Genomic DNA, 19331 nt, shown 5'->3' on the forward strand with positions numbered 1-19331 from the left:
GCAGGTTGCCGGAGCGGCTGCGGCATGTTGCGTTGGTAAGCCTTGATCAGCGTTGCTCAGCTTTTCCCGGACGGTCCCCACGGATGGGGCGGGATTAGCTTCCAGTCTACCGGTAGCGCCGACAGTGATGGGGGTTTGCCGGTACCTGAGTCCTCATGTGGCGCCCTGAATCGGTCTCCGCCGGGTCCCCATATACGGAGCGGGGCTCCAAGAGGCTCACAGCGGCACTCAGCGCTTTCGGCTGTCAACCCATGGCTACTTCGGAGTCAGGTCGCGATTCGCAACCGCGTCCACCGGTACTTCGCGGACGTCGACGCGCGTTGATCGCTTGCCTGGACGTGATGTCCGTCACCCATAGGTGTCGCCGGGGCCCGTGCTGCCCGGAGCACGCAGCGGACCGTAACGGCGGGGCGGACCACCAGGGCCGTTCACCTTGATCAACCGCACCGTGCCATGGCCCAGATCCTCGTTCAGCCGGGCGACCAGCGTGGGGGCGAGCAGACGCAGGTTCGTCGCCCAGGCCGTGGAGTCGCAGCGCACGATCAGCACATGCTCGTCCTCGTCGTACCGCTCCGGCACACAGTGCTTGGCGACGTCCTCGCCGACGATCTGCGGCCAGCGGCCCATCACCCCGCCCACCGCGGCCGGGGCCTCCCAACCCCGCTCGGTGATCAGGCGGTTGATCGCGGCGCCGAGCGCCATGGGGTCGCGTCCATCGGCACCCGCGCCGGAGCGCAGGCCACCGCGACGCGCCTGCTTCTTCTGCTGCACGGCATCGCCACGCGCGCGTGCCTGTTCCTTCGCCGCGCGCAACGCCACGCGCGCGAGGTCCACCCCGGACGGCTCGGGTGCCCCCTGCTCGGCTGCCTTCTTGGGATCGTCGGTCGTCATGCGCGCTCCACCGTCCCGTCCGACACCGTGTACCGCGTCCCCGTCAGCACGTGCGGTACGTCGTCGTCCACCGCGGCCGTCACCAGCACCTGCTCACCGGGTGCCACCAGTTCGGCCAGCCGCTCGCGCCGCCGGGTGTCCAACTCGGCGAACACATCGTCGAGGATCAGCACCGGCTCATTGCCCTCGGCCCTGAGCAGGTCGTACGACGCCAGCCGCAACGCCAGCGCAAACGACCAGGACTCACCGTGGGACGCGTATCCCTTGGCCGGCATCTGACCCAGTTTGAGATTCAAATCGTCTCGATGAGGCCCTACGAGGGTGACGCCCCGCTCGATCTCCTGCTTGCGCGCATCGGCGAGCGCCATCATCACCTGCGCGTAGAGGTCCTCGCGCGTGTGCGCCTCACCCGGCGCCGACGGCTTGTACTCCAGGGCCACCGGCCCGCCACCGGGCGCCAGTTGCTCGTACGCCTTGTCGGCCAGCGGCTGGATCGCGGCTATCAGATCCAGGCGCTGAGCAAGCAACTCGGCGCCCGCGCCCGCAAGGTGCTGATCCCAGACGTCGAGGGTCGACAGATCCATCGAACGACCGCCGTGCCGACGAGCCAACGCAGCACTTTTCAACAGGGTGTTCCGCTGCTTGAGGACCCGCTCGTAGTCCGAGCGCACACCGGCCATACGCGGAGACCGGGCGGTGATCAGCTCGTCGAGAAAGCGGCGCCGCTCCCCGGGATCGCCCTTGACCAGAGCGAGGTCCTCGGGCGCGAACAGCACAGTCCGTACGATGCCCAGCACATCACGGGGTCTGACCTGCGAGGACCTGTTGATGCGAGCGCGGTTCGCCCTGCCCGGGTTCAGCTCCAGCTCGACCAGCTGCTGCCGCTCGCCCTGCTTGACCTGCGCGCGGATGACCGCACGGTCGGCGCCCATCCGGACGAGAGGGGCGTCGGAGGCGACACGGTGACTGCCCAGAGTGGCGAGGTAGCCGATCGCCTCGACGAGGTTCGTCTTGCCCTGCCCATTGGGGCCGACGAAGGCGGTGACGCCCGGGTCGAGCGGAACTTCGACCCGGGCGTACGAGCGGAAGTCGGCCAGCGACAGATGCGTGACGTGCATGGTCGTTCGCCGACCTCCCCCAGTGTCGTGGACCGCTCAGCGGCCCTGTGGATTACTTCGTCTCGACCGCGTGGCCACCGAACTGGTTCCGCAGCGCCGCGATCATCTTCATCTGCGGAGAGTCCTCCTGCCGCGAGGCGAACCGCGCGAACAGGGACGCCGTGATCGCCGGCAGCGGCACGGCGTGGTCGATGGCGGCTTCCACAGTCCAGCGGCCTTCCCCGGAGTCCTGTGCATAACCGCGCAGCTTCTGAAGGTGCTCGTCCTCGTCGAGGGCGTTCACCGCGAGGTCGAGCAGCCAGGAGCGGATGACCGTGCCCTCCTGCCAGGAACGGAACACCTCCCGGACGTCGGTCACGGAGTCGACCTTCTCCAGGAGCTCCCAGCCCTCGGCGTAGGCCTGCATCATGGCGTACTCGATGCCGTTGTGGACCATCTTCGCGAAGTGGCCGGCACCGACCTTGCCGGCGTGCACCGCACCGGAGTCGCCCTCGGGCTTGAGGGCGTCGAAGACCGGCTGCACCTTGGCGACATTCTCCGCGTCGCCGCCGTACATCAGCGCATAGCCGTTCTCCAGGCCCCAGACGCCGCCGGAGACACCGCAGTCGACGAAGCCGACGCCCTTGGCGGCCAGCTCCTCCGCGTGCCTCTCGTCGTCCGTCCAGCGCGAGTTGCCGCCGTCCACGACGACATCACCGGGCTCCAGCAGTTCGGCCAGCTCGTCGATGGTCGACTGGGTGGGCGCACCGGCCGGGACCATCACCCATACGACGCGCGGGCCCGCGAGCTTGCCCACAAGCTCTTCCAGGCTGTGGACATCGGCCAGATCCGGGTTGCGGTCGTATCCGATGACGGTGTGGCCTGCGCGGCGGATCCGCTCGCGCATGTTGCCGCCCATCTTGCCGAGGCCGACGAGACCGAGCTCCATCAGTTGTTCCTTAGGTTGCTGTGTGGCGTGTGAGGCACCTTCGTACCCATGTCCGAGCCTAAACCCGGACTCTCACGCACACCTGTGGGCATACGCGCTCAAACGTATGCCCCGACCTGCGGTGTTCTCGTCGGCCGCGGTCAGCCGCTGAGGCGGACCGGCATGATCAGGTACTTGTAGGCCTCGTCCGCCTCGGCGTCCAGCGCCGGCTTGCCGCTGAGCAGCGCGGGCTTGGTGGACGTCGTGAAGGACAGCTGCGCGACCGGGGAGTCGATGGCGCTCAGGCCGTCCAGCAGGAAGGTCGGGTTGAAGGCGATCGACACGTCATCGCCCTCCAGCTGCGCGTCCACCCGCTCCACAGCCTGTGCGTCGTCGCTGGAACCGGCCTCCAGGATCAGCACGCCCTGCTCGAAGCTCAGCCGCACAGGAGTGTTGCGCTCGGCGACCAGGGCCACGCGCTTGACGGCCTCCACGAAGGGGGCGGTCTCGATCACGGCGACCGAGTTGAACTCTGTCGGGAACAGCGAGCGGTACTTCGGGAGGTCGCCCTCCAGCAACCGCGTCGTCGTACGTCGGCCGGCGCCCTCGAAACCGATCAGGCCCTCGCCCGCGCCCGAGCCGGACAGCGCCAGGATCACGCTGTCGCCGCTGGTCAGCGCCTTGGCGGTGTCCAGGAGCGTCTTGGCGGGGACCAGGGCGACCGCGGACGCCTCCGGGTTCTCCGGCTTCCACAGGAACTCACGGACCGCGAAGCGGTAGCGGTCGGTGGAGGCCAGGGTGACCCGGTCGCCCTCGATCTCGATGCGCACACCGGTGAGGACGGGAAGCGTGTCGTCACGGCCTGCGGCGATGGCCACCTGGGAGGCGGCGGAGGCGAAGACCTCGCCGGGGACGGTGCCGGTCGCCGACGGCATCTGCGGCAGCGCCGGGTACTCCTCCACAGGCAGTGTGTGGAGTGTGAACCGGGAGGAGCCGCAGACCACCGTCGCCCGTACACCGTCTGTGGAAATCTCCACCGGGCGGTTGGGCAGGGCGCGGGAGATGTCGGCGAGCAGCCTGCCGGAGACGAGGACCGTGCCCTCCTCCTCGACCTCGGCCTCCACCGACACGCGTGCGGAGACCTCGTAGTCGAAGCTGGACAGGCTCAGCTGGCCGTCCTCGGCCTTCAGCAGCAGGCCGGCGAGGACAGGCGCCGGCGGACGGGCCGGGAGGCTGCGCGCCGCCCAGGCCACTGCCTCCGCGAGTACGTCGCGTTCCACCCGGATCTTCACTGTTGCCGCCTCCTGCTGTTGCCGGCGCTTCTCGGCCTGCCTGGCTTCGTCGTCTGTCTCGGTGTGCTCGGTCCCTGTGAGGGGAACGACACCGGGGAACAGTCTGACGCACGGCACTGACAGTAGGTGCCTCTCGGGGTCAAGTCGTGACGAGGGGCAGTCGGGCGCCGAAGAGCGAGTTGTGCACAGGACCCACTTCGAAGCGAATTCCGCTCTCTCTCTAGTTGGGAGTAGTAGTAGGGCCTGTGGATACCGTGGATAACCCTGTTTTCCCAGGTCAGCGGCAAGATTTTGTCCACGGACCCTGTGGGTGACACCGGTGGACAACTAGGCGAATCTGTGGAGAACGGAAAGTTCTGCACACCCCATGCACAGCCTGGGGTGACTTCTCCCCAGGGCTGTCCCCAGCTTTACCCAGCTTTCCCACAGACCAACCCGGCAGCTTGATGTGACGCCTTTCACTCGTCCCGGTGAGGAGGCGCGTCGCGTTGCCGAACAGTGGACAGCGGTGTGGAGAAGCGGGCCATCCTTGGGGACAACTGGCCCCAGCCTGTGGGTTGCCGGTGGACAACTTCGTGCACACCCTGTGGATCTTTTCGCTGTCCACAGTCTGTGGAGATCGTTCGTCCACCGATCCACAACCACGTGAGCTGGCTTGATGGTCTGTCAGCGGAGTCTGCTGTGGACAGGATCTGGACAACTCCCCAGTCCCCAGGGTGTGGACGGCAGAAACTCACCGAATCTGTGGAGAGTGGCCGTAACCCGGCACGTAATCGAACACCAGGTGGCTGCGGCATAACGAAGGGCGCCCTCCGGATCTCCTCCGAAGGGCGCCCTCGGTGCCGTGACCTTGTGGTCGTCAGCCGTTTTTGATGCGGTTCGTCAGCTCGGTCACCTGGTTGTAGATGGAGCGCCGCTCGGCCATCAGATTGCGGATCTTGCGGTCGGCGTGCATCACCGTCGTGTGGTCGCGGCCGCCGAACAGCGCGCCGATCTTCGGCAGCGACAGGTCCGTGAGCTCGCGGCACAGGTACATGGCGATCTGGCGGGCTGTGACGAGCTGGCGGCCGCGCGAGCTGCCGCACAGATCCTCGACCGTGAGCCCGAAGTAGTCGGCGGTCGCGCTCATGATGGCCGTCGAGGTGATCTCCGGCGTCGAGTCCTCACCGCCGGGGATGAGGTCCTTGAGGACGATCTCGGTCAGGCCCAGGTCCACCGGCTGCCGGTTGAGCGACGCGAACGCCGTCACCCGGATCAGCGCGCCCTCTAGCTCGCGGATGTTGCGCGAGATCCGGGAGGCGATGAACTCGAGCACCTCCGGCGGGGCGTTGAGCTGCTCCTGCACCGCCTTCTTGCGGAGGATGGCGATACGGGTCTCCAGCTCGGGCGGCTGGACGTCGGTGATCAGGCCCCACTCGAAACGGTTCCGCAGCCGGTCCTCCAGGGTCACCAGCTGCTTCGGCGGCCGGTCGCTGGAGAGCACGATCTGCTTGTTGGCGTTGTGGAGGGTGTTGAAGGTGTGGAAGAACTCCTCCTGCGTCGACTCCTTGTCCGCGAGGAACTGGATGTCGTCGACGAGCAGGATGTCCATCTCGCGGTACCGCTTGCGGAAGCTGTCGCCCTTGCCGTCGCGGATGGAGTTGATGAACTCGTTGGTGAACTCCTCCGAGCTCACGTACCGCACGCGCGTGCCCGGGTAGAGGCTGCGCGCGTAGTGCCCGATCGCGTGCAGCAGGTGCGTCTTGCCGAGCCCCGACTCCCCATAGATGAAGAGGGGGTTGTACGCCTTCGCCGGCGCCTCGGCGACGGCCACTGCGGCCGCGTGCGCGAAGCGGTTGGAGGCGCCGATGACGAACGTGTCGAAGAGGTACTTCGGGTTCAGGCGTGCGGTCGGCTCGCCGGGGCCGGTCGCCGGCGCGGGCTGCGCGGCCAGTGGGCCGGGGGCGCCGGTCGTGGGGAGCGTGGGTCCGACCGGTCCGCCGCGATGCACATGCCCGGACCCGGACGGCGGCTCGGGCCGCTCCCGGCGGGCGTCACGCTGGTCGTAGTCGGAGCGGGACTGCTCGTAGTCGGAGCGCTGCGTGTCGTAGGAGGGGCGCTCCATGGACTGCGGACGGTAGTCCTGGGAGGGCTGGTGGTACGAGTCCTGGGACGGCGGGGAGTACGAGTCCTGTGAGCCGTAGGAGTCCTGGGACCGGTACGAGTCCTGTGACGGTGACGCGTACGGGTCGCGCTCCGGGAAACCGAGCCGCTGCTGCTGCCAGCCGTAGTCGTCCTGGGATCCGCGGGGCCAGGCGCCGGGTTCGGGGCGCTGGTATTCCGAGGGGTACGCGGGGCGGGCCGTCGGGAGCTGGTCCGTGCGGGGCGGGGGCAGCTGGTCGCTCGGGGTGCCGGAGCGGTCGTCGGCGCGGTGGCGGCCGTAGCCCTCGTACTGGGAGGAGGGGAGTTCCGGTTCTTCGTAACGGGGGCGCGCGGGCGGGGCCGGGGGTTCGCCGACGGAGTCGTCGACGGTGATCGCGATGCGGATCGGGCGGCCGCATTCGCGGCTCAGCGTCTCGCTGACGATCGGTGCGAGACGGCCCTCCAGTACGCCCTTCGCGAATTCGTTCGGTACGGCGAGCAGGGCGGTGTCCGCGACCAGTGCCAGGGGCTGGCAGCGGCGGATCCAGCGCTCGTCCTTCGCTTCGACGCCCTGCCCGCGGCCCTCCCCGAGGAGTTGCTCCAGTACTCGTGGCCACACTGCGGCAAGATCGGCAGGTACGTCAGCCACAGGGCACGCTCTCTCGTGGGTCCCACGAACGTGTGGTTGTGGGACGGATTGGGATTCACATCGGATGGGACGGGCGAATCGGAGTCCAGCCAAGGTAGTCAGGGCGACGGGTGCGGTTCAAGTTGTTGTCCCCAGGCTGTGGATAGTGTCTCCTGTGAGCCCTTGGTTTGACCGGATGGCGTAGCCCCGCGTACCGTGACCAGGTCGAGTTGTCGATGGCTGCTGCCGCCTGCCTCCGATGGGCACAGATCGCTGAAGGTGATCGGGAAGCGGTGCACTCGGGCGTGATGCGAGCTACTCGTGGGCGCACGGTGACAGCCAGGACGGCACCCGCCACCACCGATTGATTTCTGGAGCCCCCGAGTGAGCAAGCGCACCTTCCAGCCGAACAACCGTCGTCGCGCGAAGACCCACGGCTTCCGGCTGCGTATGCGCACCCGTGCCGGCCGCGCGATTCTCGCGTCCCGCCGTGGCAAGGGTCGCGCCCGTCTGTCCGCCTGATCCCGGTCAGGTCATGACGTCGTGCTGCCCACCGAGAACCGGCTGAGGCGGCGCGAGGACTTCGCGACCGCGGTACGACGAGGACGCAGGGCCGGACGCCCGACTCTCGTCGTCCACCTTCGAAGCGGTGCCACGGACCCGCACGCGCCTGGGGAGAGCGCTCCCCCGACGCGTGCGGGTTTCGTCGTGAGCAAGGCGGTGGGCGGCGCGGTCGTCCGGAACAAGGTGAAGCGCAGACTCCGTCATCTGATGCGGGAGCGAGTCGCCCTGTTGCCCCCCGGTAGCCTGGTAGTCGTACGAGCGTTGCCCGGCGCGGGCGACGCCGACCATGGACAACTGGCCCAAGACCTGGATGCCGCTCTGCGGCGGCTGCTGGGAGGGGGCGCACGATGAAGTACCCGCTACTGGCTCTGATCAAGCTCTACCAGTGGACGATCAGTCCGCTGCTCGGGCCGGTCTGCAAGTACTACCCGTCGTGCTCCCACTACGGCTATACGGCCATCGACCGGCACGGTGCGATCAAGGGAACGGCACTTACCGCCTGGCGCATCCTGCGGTGCAATCCGTGGTCGCTGGGCGGTGTGGACCATGTCCCGCCGCGCAAGCGCCCGCGGTGGCACGAAATGCTGCGTGACGCCTGGCGCACACGCAGGGGCGGGAACTCCGCCGCCGTAACGGCCACCGAGGGGCAGACTCCTTCGAGCCCGGCCGCAGAGACCCCGTCCCATGCCCAAGGAGCATGATTAGTGGACACGATTGCCAGCTTCTTCAGCTTCATCACGACACCTGTCTCCTGGGTCATCGTCCAGTTCCACACGGTGTACGGCGCCATCTTCGGCGATGACACCGGGTGGGCCTGGGGCCTGTCCATCGTGTCCTTGGTGATTCTGATCCGTATCTGCCTGATCCCGCTCTTCGTGAAGCAGATCAAGGCGACCCGGGCGATGCAGACGCTGCAGCCCGAGATGAAGAAGATCCAGGAGCGCTACAAGAACGACAAACAGCGTCAGTCCGAAGAGATGATGAAGCTGTACAAGGAGACGGGTACCAACCCGCTCTCCTCGTGCCTTCCCATCCTGGCGCAGTCGCCGTTCTTCTTCGCTCTGTACCACGTGCTCAACAGCATCGCGAACAACGACACCATCGGTTCCATCAACCAGAACCTGCTGGACAGCGCGCAGAAGGCGCACATCTTCGGCGCTCCGTTGGCCGCGAAGTTCACCGACAGCGCCTCGGACGTCGCCGCCCTCGACGCCTCGCTGACCACTGTCCGCATCATCACCGCGGTCATGATCGTCATGATGTCGGCGTCGCAGTTCTACACGCAGCGCCAGCTGATGACGAAGAACGTCGACACCACGGTGAAGACGCCGTTCATGCAGCAGCAGAAGATGCTGATGTACATCTTCCCGGTCATGTTCGCCGTCTTCGGCATCAACTTCCCGGTCGGTGTCCTCCTCTACTGGCTGACCACCAACGTGTGGACCATGGGCCAGCAGATGTACGTGATCCGCAACAACCCGACTCCGGGTTCCAAGGCGCAGGCCGCGTACCTGGAGCGCCTGTACAAGCACGTCACGCACCACGGCAAGACGCGTGGCCGCGGTGAGAAGGCCATCGTCAAGGCCATCGTGGCCAAGGGCCGTGACCGCAACGAGTACGAGCGGAAGTTCATCAACGGCCTGAGCAAGGCGGGCCTCGCGGCTCAGGCGGACGGCACCGTGGTGAAGGGCGAGACCGCGACCGTCGTGCAGACGGAGGACGGTACGCCGACGACCGCCACCCCCAGGCGCCAGCAGCCGAAGCGGCAGTCCAAGTCCCAGCGGCAGGCCGGCGCAGCAAAGCCGGCCGGTGAGTCCTCCGAGCCGAAGACGTCACTGAGCAAGTCCGATGAGCCCGAGGACGCCAAGCCCGCCGCGAAGAAGGCCGCGCAGAAGCCCGGTGGCGGTGGCCGCAGCAAGGCCCAGTCCGGGCAGCGCAAGGGTCCGCAGCGGCCCAAGTCCCCGACCAAGAAGTAAGAAGGAGTCCATCCCGTGACGGAAGGCACCACCTCCGCCGCTGCCGAGGGCGCAGACACCCTGACCCGCCTGGAGCAGGAGGGCGAGATCGCGGCGGACTACCTTGAGGGTCTGCTGGACATCGCCGATCTCGACGGCGACATCGACATGGATGTCGAGGCGGACCGCGCGGCTGTGTCGATCATCAGCGACTCCGGGACCCGTGACCTGCAGAAGCTGGTCGGCCGTGACGGTGAGGTGCTGGAGGCGCTCCAGGAGCTCACGCGGCTGGCCGTGCACCGGGAGACCGGGGACCGCAGCCGCCTGATGCTGGACATCGCGGGCTACCGGGCCAGGAAGCGTGCGGAGCTCTCCGAGCTGGGCGCGAAAGCGGCTGCTGAGGTCAGGAGCAGCGGTGAGCCCATGAAGCTGAAGCCGATGAGTCCTTTCGAGCGCAAGGTCGTGCACGACGCGGTCAAGGCCGCGGGTCTGCGCAGCGAGTCCGAGGGCGAGGAGCCGCAGCGGTTCGTCGTTGTACTGCCCGCCTGATCGGTCCCTGCGGTTCTCCGGCCCCGTCTGCCCGGCAGGCGGGGCCGAACTTTGTCAGCCTGATAGTTCTGGTGGTTCTCGTGGTCGGCGTTCGGTGCGCCGAGGCGGTACGGAAGGACGGTCCCCGTGACGGAGGCAGTGGAGCTTCCCCCTGCGCCGGAGCAGGCGCGCGAGGTGTTCGGCGATCGCTTCGCTGATGCCGTGCGCTATGCCGAGTTGCTCGCCCAGGCGGGCGTGCAGCGCGGTCTGATCGGCCCGCGCGAGGTGCCCCGGCTGTGGGAGCGGCACCTGCTGAACTGCGCTGTGCTCTCCGAGGTCGTGCCCGAGGGGGTGACCGTGTGCGATGTCGGCTCGGGCGCAGGCCTGCCCGGCATTCCTCTGGCCCTCGTCCGGGAGGACCTGAAGATCACGCTGCTGGAGCCGCTGCTGCGCCGCACCACCTTCCTGACCGAGGTCGTGGAGTTGCTGGGGCTCGATCACGTGACGGTGGTGCGCGGCCGAGCCGAGGAAGTCATGGGGAAGCTGACGCCGGTGCATGTCGTGACAGCGCGGGCCGTGGCGCCACTGGACCGATTGGCCACGTGGGGCATCCCGCTGCTGCGCCCGTACGGCGAGATGCTCGCGCTCAAGGGTGATGCGGCCGAGGAGGAGCTGAAGAGCGCGTCCACGGCGCTGAGCAAGCTCGGAGCCGTGGAGACGTCCATCCTCCATGTGGGCGAGGGAGTGGTGGATCCGATGTCCACCGTCGTCCGGGTCGAGGTCGGGGAGAGCCCTGGAGGTGTGCGCTTTGCGGCGAAGCGTGCGAAGGCGGCCCGGACGGGGCGGGCACGTCGACGCCGTTGAGATGAGTGGGCGCGTGAGGTGCGCCGCTGATCCGTCCTGACGACGACACGTACGCCACACAAGCTGCCAAACCTACGCATGCCGGAGTGTCGCGACACTCCGGCCAGGGCTGCTGTGCATCGTGTTTCACGTGAAACGTCGCTCATTGCTGCACGGCATCATCAGTCGCGGCCGCGCCGCGGCCGAACCTCGCGACCGAAAGCCTCTCGGATCACTCGGTGAGGCGCCAGCTTCCGATTCCGGCGGCTCTCGGTCCCCCTCAGGGGGCACGGAGTTGTCCACAGAGGTGGAATTCTCCACAGAACAACAGGCCTCACTGGTTCACGACCCCGAAGACATGGGAGGCTCTGTTCATTGCGAGCCTGAAGTCGAGGAGAGTGAATCCTTGCGGTCCGACGCCAACATCGCGGGACCGATGACCGATCCGGTCCCCGGTCCCCGTACCGAGTCGATGGGGGACGATGTTTCACGTGAAACACCGCCCCCGATGGACGACACTCCCATCGGTCGTGCTGCCCAACTGGCGGTGGAGGCTCTGGGCCGCGCCGGCGAGGGCCTGCCACGGCCTGAGCAGACCCGGGTCATGGTGGTCGCCAACCAGAAGGGGGGCGTGGGCAAGACAACGACGACCGTCAATCTTGCCGCTTCGCTGGCCTTGCATGGCGGCCGTGTCCTGGTGATCGACCTCGACCCCCAGGGCAATGCGTCCACCGCCCTGGGAATCGACCATCACGCCGAAGTTCCTTCCATCTACGACGTGTTGGTCGAGAGCAAGCCGCTCTCGGAAGTCGTCCAGCCGGTCCCTGATGTCGAGGGCCTCTTCTGTGCACCCGCCACGATCGATCTCGCCGGTGCGGAGATCGAGTTGGTCTCCCTGGTGGCACGAGAGAGCCGGCTGCAGCGGGCCATCCAGGCCTACGAGCAGCCGCTGGACTACATCCTCATCGACTGCCCGCCCTCGCTCGGCCTCTTGACCGTCAATGCGCTGGTGGCCGGCGCGGAGGTCCTCATCCCCATCCAGTGCGAGTACTACGCACTGGAAGGCCTGGGCCAGCTGCTGCGCAACGTCGACCTGGTGCGGGGGCACCTCAACCCCAATCTGCATGTATCGACGATCCTGCTCACCATGTACGACGGCCGGACGCGCCTTGCGTCCCAGGTCGCGGACGAGGTGCGCAGCCACTTCGGGGACGAGGTGCTGCGGACGAGCATTCCCCGCTCGGTCCGTATCTCCGAGGCGCCGAGCTACGGGCAGACGGTGCTGACCTACGATCCTGGATCGAGCGGTGCCCTGTCCTATCTTGAAGCGGCACGAGAAATCGCACTGAAGGGCGTGGGCGTCACCTACGAAGCGACGCACGCCCATATCGGTGCCCAGAGCGACCCGAACATGGTGGAGGGGATCCAGTGAGCGAGCGACGGAGGGGGTTGGGCCGTGGTCTCGGCGCACTGATCCCGGCAGCCCCGACGGAGAAGACGGTGCCCCCCGCGGTGGGAGGCGCTGCTTCCCCGTCCCCCACGGCAGTGCCGGTGCTGACGACCGACCGTGGCGTGGCCGCGGCCAAGGTGGCCACGCTGCCGCCTGTTTCACGTGAAACCGAGGAACCGTCGGTGAACGGCGTGGCGGAGGCGCCCGCGTCTCCCATGGGCGCCCACTTCGCCGAGATCCCTCTCGACGCCATCACGCCGAACCCGCGTCAGCCGCGTGAGGTCTTCGACGAGGATGCGTTGCAGGAACTCGTCACCTCCATCAAGGAGGTCGGTCTCCTTCAGCCGGTCGTCGTACGGCAGATGGGCCCCGCCCGTTACGAGCTCATCATGGGCGAGCGGCGCTGGCGGGCCTGCCGTGAGGCGGGGCTCGAGGCGATCCCGGCGATCGTGCGGGCCACGGACGACGAGAAGCTCCTCCTGGACGCGCTCCTGGAGAACCTGCACCGTGCTCAGCTGAACCCGATCGAAGAGGCGGCTGCCTACGATCAGCTGCTGAAGGACTTCAACTGCACGCACGATCAGCTGGCGGACCGCATCGGCCGGTCCCGCCCTCAGGTCTCCAACACCCTGCGCCTCTTGAAGCTCACGCCGAAGGTCCAGAACCGGGTGGCCGCCGGTGTGCTCTCCGCCGGGCATGCGCGGGCGCTCCTGTCCGTCGACGACCCGGAGGAGCAGGAGCGGCTGGCTTACCGGGTGGTGGCCGAGGGGCTCTCGGTTCGATCGGTCGAAGAGATCGTGACCCTGATGGGCTCCCGCCCGCAGAAGGCCCAGCGTTCCAAGGGGCCCCGGGCCGGAGCCCGGGTCTCCCCGGCGCTGACCGATCTGGCGTCCCGTCTCTCGGACCGCTTCGAGACGCGGGTGAAGGTGGACCTGGGACAGAAGAAGGGCAAGATCACGGTCGAGTTCGCCTCGATAGAGGATCTTGAGCGCATCCTCGGCTCGCTTGCTCCCGGCGAGGGTCCTGTCCTGCAGAAGAGTCTTCTGGACGATGACGACGCTGAGGACTCCGAGGACTGATCCTCCGGCTGCCTGGTGGTTGTGCCTTGGGCGGTCTGCAGAGCGGGCCGTGTCCGGTGTGTACCGGAACACGGTCCGCTCTTTGCTTTTTGGCAGTATCGATCGAATCGCAATCGTGGATACGATGCGTTCGGGTATGGCGCATCCACCCGGCAGCACCTCTCAGGGGAGGCAGAGGCCATGCGAACGGTGAGCCGCACCGGACTGGTGAGCGCGGGCCTCGGGCTGGGCGCGGTCGGCGGATTCGTCGGCAGCCTGCTCCGGGAGCGAAGCGCCCTGACGGCCGCCCGCGACGCGGCAGGCGAAGGAAGCGAGGAACAGCCTTCATGGGGCGCCAGCTCGTACCGCTCACGCTGGACAACCTTCAGGACCTTCCCAAGCGCTGTCGCACGTGTGTCTTCTGGGAACTGGACCCAGTCAGTGGCGAAGCCGCGGTAAAGGCGGGCACCCCGGCGCTGGAGAAGGAAGCCTGGATCTCCGCCGTCCTGCTGGACTGGGGATCCTGCGGCCGAGTGGTGTACGTCGATGAAGTGCCCGTGGGTTTCGTGCTGTACGCCCCTCCCGCCTACGTCCCCCGGTCGACGGCGTTTCCCACGAGTCCTGTCTCACCTGATGCCGTGCAGTTGATGACCGCTTTCATCATGCCGGGCTACCAGGGCCAGGGGCTGGGCCGGGTGATGGTGCAGACGGTCGCGAAGGATCTGCTGCGCCGGGGCTTCAAAGCGATCGAAGCCTTCGGGGACGCTCGTTGGTCGGAGCCGGCCTGTGTGCTGCCTGCCGACCATTTGACGGCCGTTGGCTTCAAGACGGTCCGGCCTCACCCCACATATCCGCGACTGCGTCTGGAGCTGCGAACGACGCTCTCCTGGAAGGAAGACGTGGAGATGGCGTTGGACCGGTTGCTGGGGGCGGTTCAGAAGGAGCCGGTGCTGCGGCCGCTGTAGAGATCTCCCGGACAAGCGAATGGGCCAGCCCCCTCAGAGGCTGGCCCATTCGTGTTTCACGTGAAACATCGACTACTCGGCGATGAAGTCCTCGAGGTCGCGGACGATCGCGGCCTTCGGCTTCGCACCGACGATGGTCTTGGCGACCTCGCCGTTCTGGTAGACGTTCAGCGTCGGGATGGACATGACGCCGTACTTGGCGGCCGTACCCGGGTTCTCATCGATGTTCAGCTTGACGATCTCGATCTTGTCGCCGTACTCGGCAGCGATCGCCTCGAGGGACGGCGCGATCTGGCGGCACGGACCGCACCAAGCGGCCCAGAAGTCCACCAGAACGGGCTTGTCGCTCTTGAGGACGTCCTGCTCGAAAGAGTCGTCGGTTACATGCTTCAGGGTGCCGGCCACGGCGGGCTCCTTAACTGGTTGGTGCGTGGGGCGGAAGGGGGTCAGACAGCGGTCTTCTCGGGCTCGGCCTGCTCCTCGTCCGCCAGGGCGGAGAGGAAACGCTCGGCGTCGAGAGCGGCGGAGCAGCCGGTGCCGGCCGCGGTGATCGCCTGGCGGTAGGTGTGGTCCACGACGTCGCCGGCGCCGAAGACACCGGTCAGGTTGGTGCGCGTCGAGGGGGCGTCGACCTTCAGGTAGCCCTCCTCGTCCAGGTCGAGCTGGCCCTTGAAGAGCTCGGTGCGCGGGTCGTGGCCGATCGCGATGAACAGGCCGGTGACCGGCAGGTCCGAGAGTTCGCCGGTCTTGACGTTGCGCAGCTTCAGACCGGACAGCTTCTGGTCGCCCTGGACCTCGGCCACCTCGCTGTCCCAGACGAACTTGATCTTCGGGTCGGCGAAGGCGCGCTCCTGCATCGCCTTGGAGGCGCGCAGGGTGTCACGGCGGTGCACGATCGTCACGGACTTGGCGAAGCGGGAGAGGAAGGTCGCCTCCTCCATCGCGGTGTCGCCGCCACCGATCACGGCGATGTCCTGCTCCTTGAAGAAGAAGCCGTCGCACGTGGCACACCAGGAGACGCCACGCCCGGAGAGAGCGTCCTCGTTCGGCAGGCCCAGCTTGCGGTGCTGCGAGCCGGTGGCGATGATCACGGCCTTCGCCCGGTGGACCGTGCCCGCGGTGTCCGTGACGGTCTTGATCTCACCGGACAGGTCGACGGCCACCACATCGTCCGGAATGAGCTCGGCACCGAAGCGCTCGGCCTGGCCGCGCATGTTGTCCATGAGCTCGGGGCCCATGATGCCGTCCTGGAAGCCCGGGAAGTTCTCCACCTCGGTGGTGTTCATCAGGGCACCACCCGCGGTGACGGCGCCCTCGAACACCAGCGGCTTCAGCGACGCGCGTGCGGTGTACAGCGCCGCCGTGTAGCCGGCGGGCCCTGAGCCGATGATGATCACGTTACGGACGTCGCTCACGGCTTGATTCCTCGTCTCTGGACTGCGTCAGTACGGCCAGTGGAGCCCTCTCGGAACTCTCACCCCACCCAACGGATCCTAAGGGGCGTGCATTCCCGGTGTGCCCGGGCACACGGAGAGTGGACACCGTACGGGATACCACGGAGGACAGAAACGAAGCGTTCGCGCTCAGGAGCGCGTGTAGGAGTCCTTCAGCAGGACCTTGGCTGTGCCGGATGACGGGTGGGCGACACAGGTGGCATCCATGACGTAGGCAACGACCCGAGTGGTGTCGGCCGGGTCGAGCAGCACGACGAGCATGGCGTCCGTTCCCTGGAAGGTGCCCTTCTGAGTCGCGATCGCCGTGTCGCTCGTGCCGATGCCCTGCTGGATACACGGCGGGACCGTGGGCTCCCTGAAGACCCGGGGGCTCGCGCTGTCGGGGGTCTTCTCCATGCCGAGGCTGTACGGGGCCTGGGAGCCCTTGCCGGCGCTCTGATTCCCGGCAAGGAGATCGGCGACCTGGTTCTCCAGCTTCCCCTCGGAGAACGTGTCGGACGCGGCGGTCGTGTCGTCGGACGGCTTGCCGTCATTCAGATACGCCACCAGCACGGAACCGAGCCCCAGAGCGGCCACTGCGAAAACGGCGCCGAGGACGGTGGCCCTGCGGCGCACGCCCCGCTTGCGTTCCTTGCGGCCCGGGCCCGTGGACGCGGTGCGGGCGTTCCCTGCGGGACGGGCTGCGGAGACCGATGTTTCACGTGAAACATGAGCACGGTGGTCGGGCGTAGAAGTGCCGACAGGTGTCGGGTCGTCCCCGGTATCGGGTGCGGTGGCCTGGAGAAGAGCCTCAGCGGCAAGGGCGGCATCGATACGGCTCGCAACATCGTCAGGCATGCGCTGTGAACCGGGCAGTGTGCCGAGGAGATCCCGGATCTCTTCGAGCGATGCGTGCACATCCGCGCAGAGCTCGCACTCGTCCAGGTGCCGCTGTACGTCCGCGGTCCGGTCCGGAGGCAGCAGGCCCTCGGTGAGGTCGGAGATCTCGGCGACGTCCGGGTGCCCGGCCGTGTCTGTCGTGGATGTCACGCTCGCCCACCTCCGCCCTTCACAGCAGCTGAATCACTGGGTCCTGTATCGCGGGAACCGGCATTCTGCGGATCCGCTGACGGTGGGACGGATGTCCCGTGCGCACGGTTCCGTCCGCGGCCGGTTTCTCTGTCGTCGTCGGCGTTCCCGGGCCGCAGATGAGAGAGAAGGGGCAGAAGCCGGGCTCTGCCACGGGCACAGCGGCTCTTCACCGTGCCGGTCGGCACGTCGAGGACGCGGGCGGCTTCGGCGACGGGGTAGCCCTGCATGTCCACCAGGACGAGCGCCGCGCGCTGGTCGGGCGGAAGCGTACCGAGCGCTTCGAGAAGCTGACGGTTCAGATCGTTGCGCTCCGCGGGAGCCGAGGCCGACTCATGCGGCTCCAGCAGCTGCTCCAGGCGCTCGGCGTCATCGACGGGAGAGGTCTTGCGCGAGGCCGCCTTGCGGGCGCGGTCGAGGCAGGCGTTCACCGTGATGCGGTGGAGCCATGTCGTGACGGCAGACTGGCCGCGGAAGGTGTGGGCGGCCCGGTAGGCGGAGACGAGGGCGTCCTGCACCGCGTCAGCGGCCTCCTCGCGGTCCCCGAGCGTCCGCAGGGCCACGGCCCAGAGCCGGTCACGGTGACGCCGTACGAGCTCGCCGAAGGCGTCGGGGTCGCCTTCCACATGGCGAGCGAGGAGGTCTTGATCGCTTGCGTCGCCGTATGCGGTGCCATCTGCCATCGGACCCCCTCCCCTGAGATGCGGTGAGCTGTCAGCCGGTGAACTTCACGTCGGTGATGGCCTGCTTGTAACCGGCGCCGCTGTAGTTGGCGGAATCCTCTCCCGAATACGGCATCGCTGTCAGCCAGACCAGCACGTAGCGGCTCTTCACCGGCTTGTCGACCGTCACCTTTGCGGAGGTGCCGCTCGTGGACGCCTCGCCCAGCTCCTTCATCGAGCTCAGCGGTGTGGACGAACCCGGCGAGTCGGTCGCGTACAGCTTGACGGTGGTGTGAGGGCCGCCGTAGCGGAGGGAGAGGGTCGCGGTCGACACCTCCTGGGCGGAGCCGAGGTCGTAGAGGATGCCGACACCGGGCTTGATCACTATTTTCGGGCCGTCGTTGTAGCTGTTGGTACGCCATCCCGTCGTGGTGCTGCTGTCGTACGTCAGGCCCACGTCGCCGGGATGCTGGGCGTCGCCCTCGGCCACGTACTCCTCGGCACCCTCGATGGCGAACGTCTTGACCGGCTTGGTCTTGTCGCCGTTCTTTTCGTTGTCTTCCGTCTGCGTCTGGTTGGTGTCCTCGGACTTGCCGCCCTGGTCCATGAGCGCATCGGCGAGCTGCCAGCTGCCCAGGCCCAGGGCCGCGATCAGGAGGGCCGAGACAGCCCACTTCAACGCCTTGCCAGTGCGGCTCTGCAGCGGGGGCGGCGGTGCCTGTACCGGCATGGCGGCACCGGGGTGCGGCGCCTGACGGCCGTACGTGCCCTGCTGGTAGGTCGTGCGCTGATACTCGGGCGGGGCCGTGAACGCAGGCTCCGGCGGCCGGATGCGGGGCATCTCGCCGATCGCCTTCACCAGCTCCTCCGGCGTGGTGCACGGGGACTCGTGCCGGGAGGCGGTCGCGCCGTCGTTGGCGAGTGCGCGCATGGCGAGTTCGGACAGGCCGCGGTGGACGCCGGCGCGCACCTGGTCGGGGGCGATCAGACCGACGTCCTTGGGCAGCCCGGACAGGCCGTAGGCGTCGCTCTCGTACGGCCAGCGCTGGGTGAGCGCCGCGTACAGCAGGGCGCCGATGGACTCCGTGTCGGTGCGCTGTGGGGTTTCGGAACTGATGCCGCGCAGCGCTGCGTTCACGGCGAGGCCGCGGATACGCCACTGACCGGACGAGGTGCGCAGGACGGCGTTGGGGTTCAGACGCAGATGGGCAAGGCCCTCGCGGTGGGCGGCGGCCATCGCGGCGGCCACCTGGCTGACCATCTGGTAGGCGTCGTGCGGCTCCAACGGCCCGGGGGCCAGGAGCGCGGTCAGCTCGACGGCGTCGGGCAGCCACTCGTGGACGACGTAGACGAGGTCGTTCTCCTCGACGGCGTCGAGAACCTGGACGAACCGGGGATCGCCGAGCAGGGCGGAGGAGCGGGCCGCTGCCAGGACGGAACGCGCCCGGGTGTGGTCCGCGGGCAGGATGTGGACGCCGACCGCGCGACGGAGCTTCTCGTCCACCGCGCGCCAGCTGCTGAATCCGTCCAGACGGGTGACGCATTCCTCGAGTCGGTAGCGTCTGGCGAGTTTGTGGCCGCTGTGCAGTTCGGGCGGTGAGGCTTCTCCGGGACGCTCGGTCCCGCCGCTCCCCTGTGCCTCGTCGATGTCCGTGTCCAGCTCCCGATTCTTGGCCACCCCGTCGGCCGTGGACTGGTCCGCCTGAGCGGTCAGCGGCTCGTCACCGCTGTTGTCTGCCACGTCGACGGCAGCTGTGCTCCGTTCCGCCACCGTCGTTCCTGCCTCCCCATCCATTGCGCGCCGTTCGACTGGCGTGCGCGCCGTCC

Annotated in this window: 19 protein-coding genes; 9 read left to right on the plus strand and 10 right to left on the minus strand. The window is 67.7% G+C overall.

The window, feature by feature from the left end; all coding sequences use genetic code 11:
• Nucleotides 1-348: 348 nt before the first annotated feature.
• The 5 genes from KCH48_RS13170 to dnaA form a co-directional block, all read right to left on the minus strand.
• The gene (locus KCH48_RS13170) at nt 349-891 is read right to left on the minus strand and encodes a DUF721 domain-containing protein (protein WP_210573425.1); all 543 of its coding nucleotides are present in this window, start codon (nt 889-891) and stop codon (nt 349-351) included.
• Nucleotides 888-2009 (minus strand): DNA replication/repair protein RecF, encoded by a 1122-nt coding sequence (recF, locus tag KCH48_RS13175; RefSeq protein ID WP_210573427.1) that lies wholly within the window; start codon nt 2007-2009, stop codon nt 888-890. Before recF ends, KCH48_RS13170 begins: the two co-directional genes overlap by 4 nt.
• A gap of 52 nt (nt 2010-2061) precedes the next feature.
• Nucleotides 2062-2937: a phosphogluconate dehydrogenase (NAD(+)-dependent, decarboxylating) gene (gene gnd / locus KCH48_RS13180; RefSeq protein WP_210573429.1), complete on the minus strand. Its 876-nt coding sequence runs from the start codon at nt 2935-2937 to the stop codon at nt 2062-2064.
• A 140-nt stretch (nt 2938-3077) separates the two neighbouring features.
• The gene (gene dnaN / locus KCH48_RS13185; RefSeq protein ID WP_210573431.1) at nt 3078-4208 is read right to left on the minus strand and encodes a DNA polymerase III subunit beta; all 1131 of its coding nucleotides are present in this window, start codon (nt 4206-4208) and stop codon (nt 3078-3080) included.
• Nucleotides 4209-5067: 859 nt separating this feature from the next.
• Nucleotides 5068-6978 carry a chromosomal replication initiator protein DnaA gene (gene dnaA / locus KCH48_RS13190; protein WP_210573432.1) on the minus strand — a complete coding sequence of 637 codons (1911 nt, stop codon included), beginning with the start codon at nt 6976-6978 and terminating at the stop codon, nt 5068-5070.
• 363 nt (nt 6979-7341) lie between these two features.
• Between dnaA and rpmH the strand changes: the two genes are divergently transcribed.
• From rpmH to KCH48_RS13235, 9 genes are all read left to right on the plus strand, one after another.
• Nucleotides 7342-7479, plus strand: coding sequence for a 50S ribosomal protein L34 (gene rpmH / locus KCH48_RS13195; protein WP_003949374.1), 138 nt, complete (start codon nt 7342-7344; stop codon nt 7477-7479).
• Between the two features lie 21 nt (nt 7480-7500).
• Entirely contained in the window at nt 7501-7872 is a 372-nt protein-coding gene (gene rnpA, locus KCH48_RS13200) for a ribonuclease P protein component (RefSeq protein ID WP_210573434.1), read from the plus strand.
• Nucleotides 7869-8222: a membrane protein insertion efficiency factor YidD gene (gene yidD / locus KCH48_RS13205; RefSeq protein WP_210573436.1), complete on the plus strand. Its 354-nt coding sequence runs from the start codon at nt 7869-7871 to the stop codon at nt 8220-8222. The genes rnpA and yidD overlap by 4 nt, the downstream gene beginning before the upstream one ends.
• 3 nt (nt 8223-8225) lie before the next feature.
• A complete protein-coding gene (gene yidC, locus KCH48_RS13210; protein ID WP_210573438.1) occupies nt 8226-9497 on the plus strand; it encodes a membrane protein insertase YidC in 1272 nt (423 codons plus the stop codon).
• A gap of 15 nt (nt 9498-9512) precedes the next feature.
• Nucleotides 9513-10025 carry a R3H domain-containing nucleic acid-binding protein gene (locus KCH48_RS13215; RefSeq protein ID WP_210573454.1) on the plus strand — a complete coding sequence of 171 codons (513 nt, stop codon included), beginning with the start codon at nt 9513-9515 and terminating at the stop codon, nt 10023-10025.
• Between the two features lie 126 nt (nt 10026-10151).
• On the plus strand, nt 10152-10868 hold the full coding sequence (rsmG, locus tag KCH48_RS13220) for a 16S rRNA (guanine(527)-N(7))-methyltransferase RsmG (protein ID WP_210573457.1): 717 nt from the start codon (nt 10152-10154) through the stop codon (nt 10866-10868).
• 337 nt (nt 10869-11205) lie between these two features.
• Nucleotides 11206-12279: a ParA family protein gene (locus KCH48_RS13225; protein WP_210573829.1), complete on the plus strand. Its 1074-nt coding sequence runs from the start codon at nt 11206-11208 to the stop codon at nt 12277-12279.
• The gene (locus KCH48_RS13230) at nt 12276-13376 is read left to right on the plus strand and encodes a ParB/RepB/Spo0J family partition protein (RefSeq protein WP_210573459.1); all 1101 of its coding nucleotides are present in this window, start codon (nt 12276-12278) and stop codon (nt 13374-13376) included. Before KCH48_RS13225 ends, KCH48_RS13230 begins: the two co-directional genes overlap by 4 nt.
• 326 nt (nt 13377-13702) lie before the next feature.
• Nucleotides 13703-14320, plus strand: a complete 618-nt coding sequence (locus tag KCH48_RS13235) for a GNAT family N-acetyltransferase (RefSeq protein WP_210573461.1) — start codon at nt 13703-13705, stop codon at nt 14318-14320.
• 72 nt (nt 14321-14392) lie between these two features.
• Here KCH48_RS13235 and trxA read toward each other — a convergent pair whose 3' ends face one another.
• The 5 genes from trxA to KCH48_RS13260 all read right to left on the minus strand — a co-directional run bounded on the left by trxA (nt 14393) and on the right by KCH48_RS13260 (nt 19275).
• A complete protein-coding gene (gene trxA / locus KCH48_RS13240) occupies nt 14393-14725 on the minus strand; it encodes a thioredoxin (RefSeq protein ID WP_123998972.1) in 333 nt (110 codons plus the stop codon).
• A 41-nt stretch (nt 14726-14766) separates the two neighbouring features.
• Nucleotides 14767-15735: a thioredoxin-disulfide reductase gene (gene trxB / locus KCH48_RS13245; protein WP_210573463.1), complete on the minus strand. Its 969-nt coding sequence runs from the start codon at nt 15733-15735 to the stop codon at nt 14767-14769.
• Nucleotides 15736-15903: 168 nt separating this feature from the next.
• Nucleotides 15904-16803 carry an anti-sigma factor gene (locus KCH48_RS13250; protein ID WP_210573465.1) on the minus strand — a complete coding sequence of 300 codons (900 nt, stop codon included), beginning with the start codon at nt 16801-16803 and terminating at the stop codon, nt 15904-15906.
• Nucleotides 16800-17525, minus strand: coding sequence for an RNA polymerase sigma factor SigM (gene sigM, locus KCH48_RS13255; RefSeq protein WP_210573467.1), 726 nt, complete (start codon nt 17523-17525; stop codon nt 16800-16802). Before sigM ends, KCH48_RS13250 begins: the two co-directional genes overlap by 4 nt.
• Before the next feature lie 31 nt (nt 17526-17556).
• A complete protein-coding gene (locus KCH48_RS13260) occupies nt 17557-19275 on the minus strand; it encodes a protein kinase family protein (protein ID WP_210573469.1) in 1719 nt (572 codons plus the stop codon).
• Nucleotides 19276-19331: the final 56 nt, after the last annotated feature.

This window comes from Streptomyces sp. GESEQ-4 (genome assembly GCF_017948455.1).
Taxonomy (GTDB): domain Bacteria; phylum Actinomycetota; class Actinomycetes; order Streptomycetales; family Streptomycetaceae; genus Streptomyces.

Excerpts from the sequence above, each read along its gene's own strand:
- KCH48_RS13170 (WP_210573425.1), bottom strand. The coding sequence starts at position 891 with ATGACGACCGACGATCCCAAGAAGGCAGCCGAGCAGGGGGCACCCGAG.
- recF (WP_210573427.1), bottom strand. The coding sequence starts at position 2,009 with ATGCACGTCACGCATCTGTCGCTGGCCGACTTCCGCTCGTACGCCCGG.
- gnd (WP_210573429.1), bottom strand. The coding sequence starts at position 2,937 with ATGGAGCTCGGTCTCGTCGGCCTCGGCAAGATGGGCGGCAACATGCGC.
- yidD (WP_210573436.1), top strand. The coding sequence starts at position 7,869 with ATGAAGTACCCGCTACTGGCTCTGATCAAGCTCTACCAGTGGACGATC.
- KCH48_RS13225 (WP_210573829.1), top strand. The coding sequence starts at position 11,206 with ATGGGAGGCTCTGTTCATTGCGAGCCTGAAGTCGAGGAGAGTGAATCC.
- KCH48_RS13235 (WP_210573461.1), top strand. The coding sequence starts at position 13,703 with ATGGGGCGCCAGCTCGTACCGCTCACGCTGGACAACCTTCAGGACCTT.
- sigM (WP_210573467.1), bottom strand. The coding sequence starts at position 17,525 with ATGGCAGATGGCACCGCATACGGCGACGCAAGCGATCAAGACCTCCTC.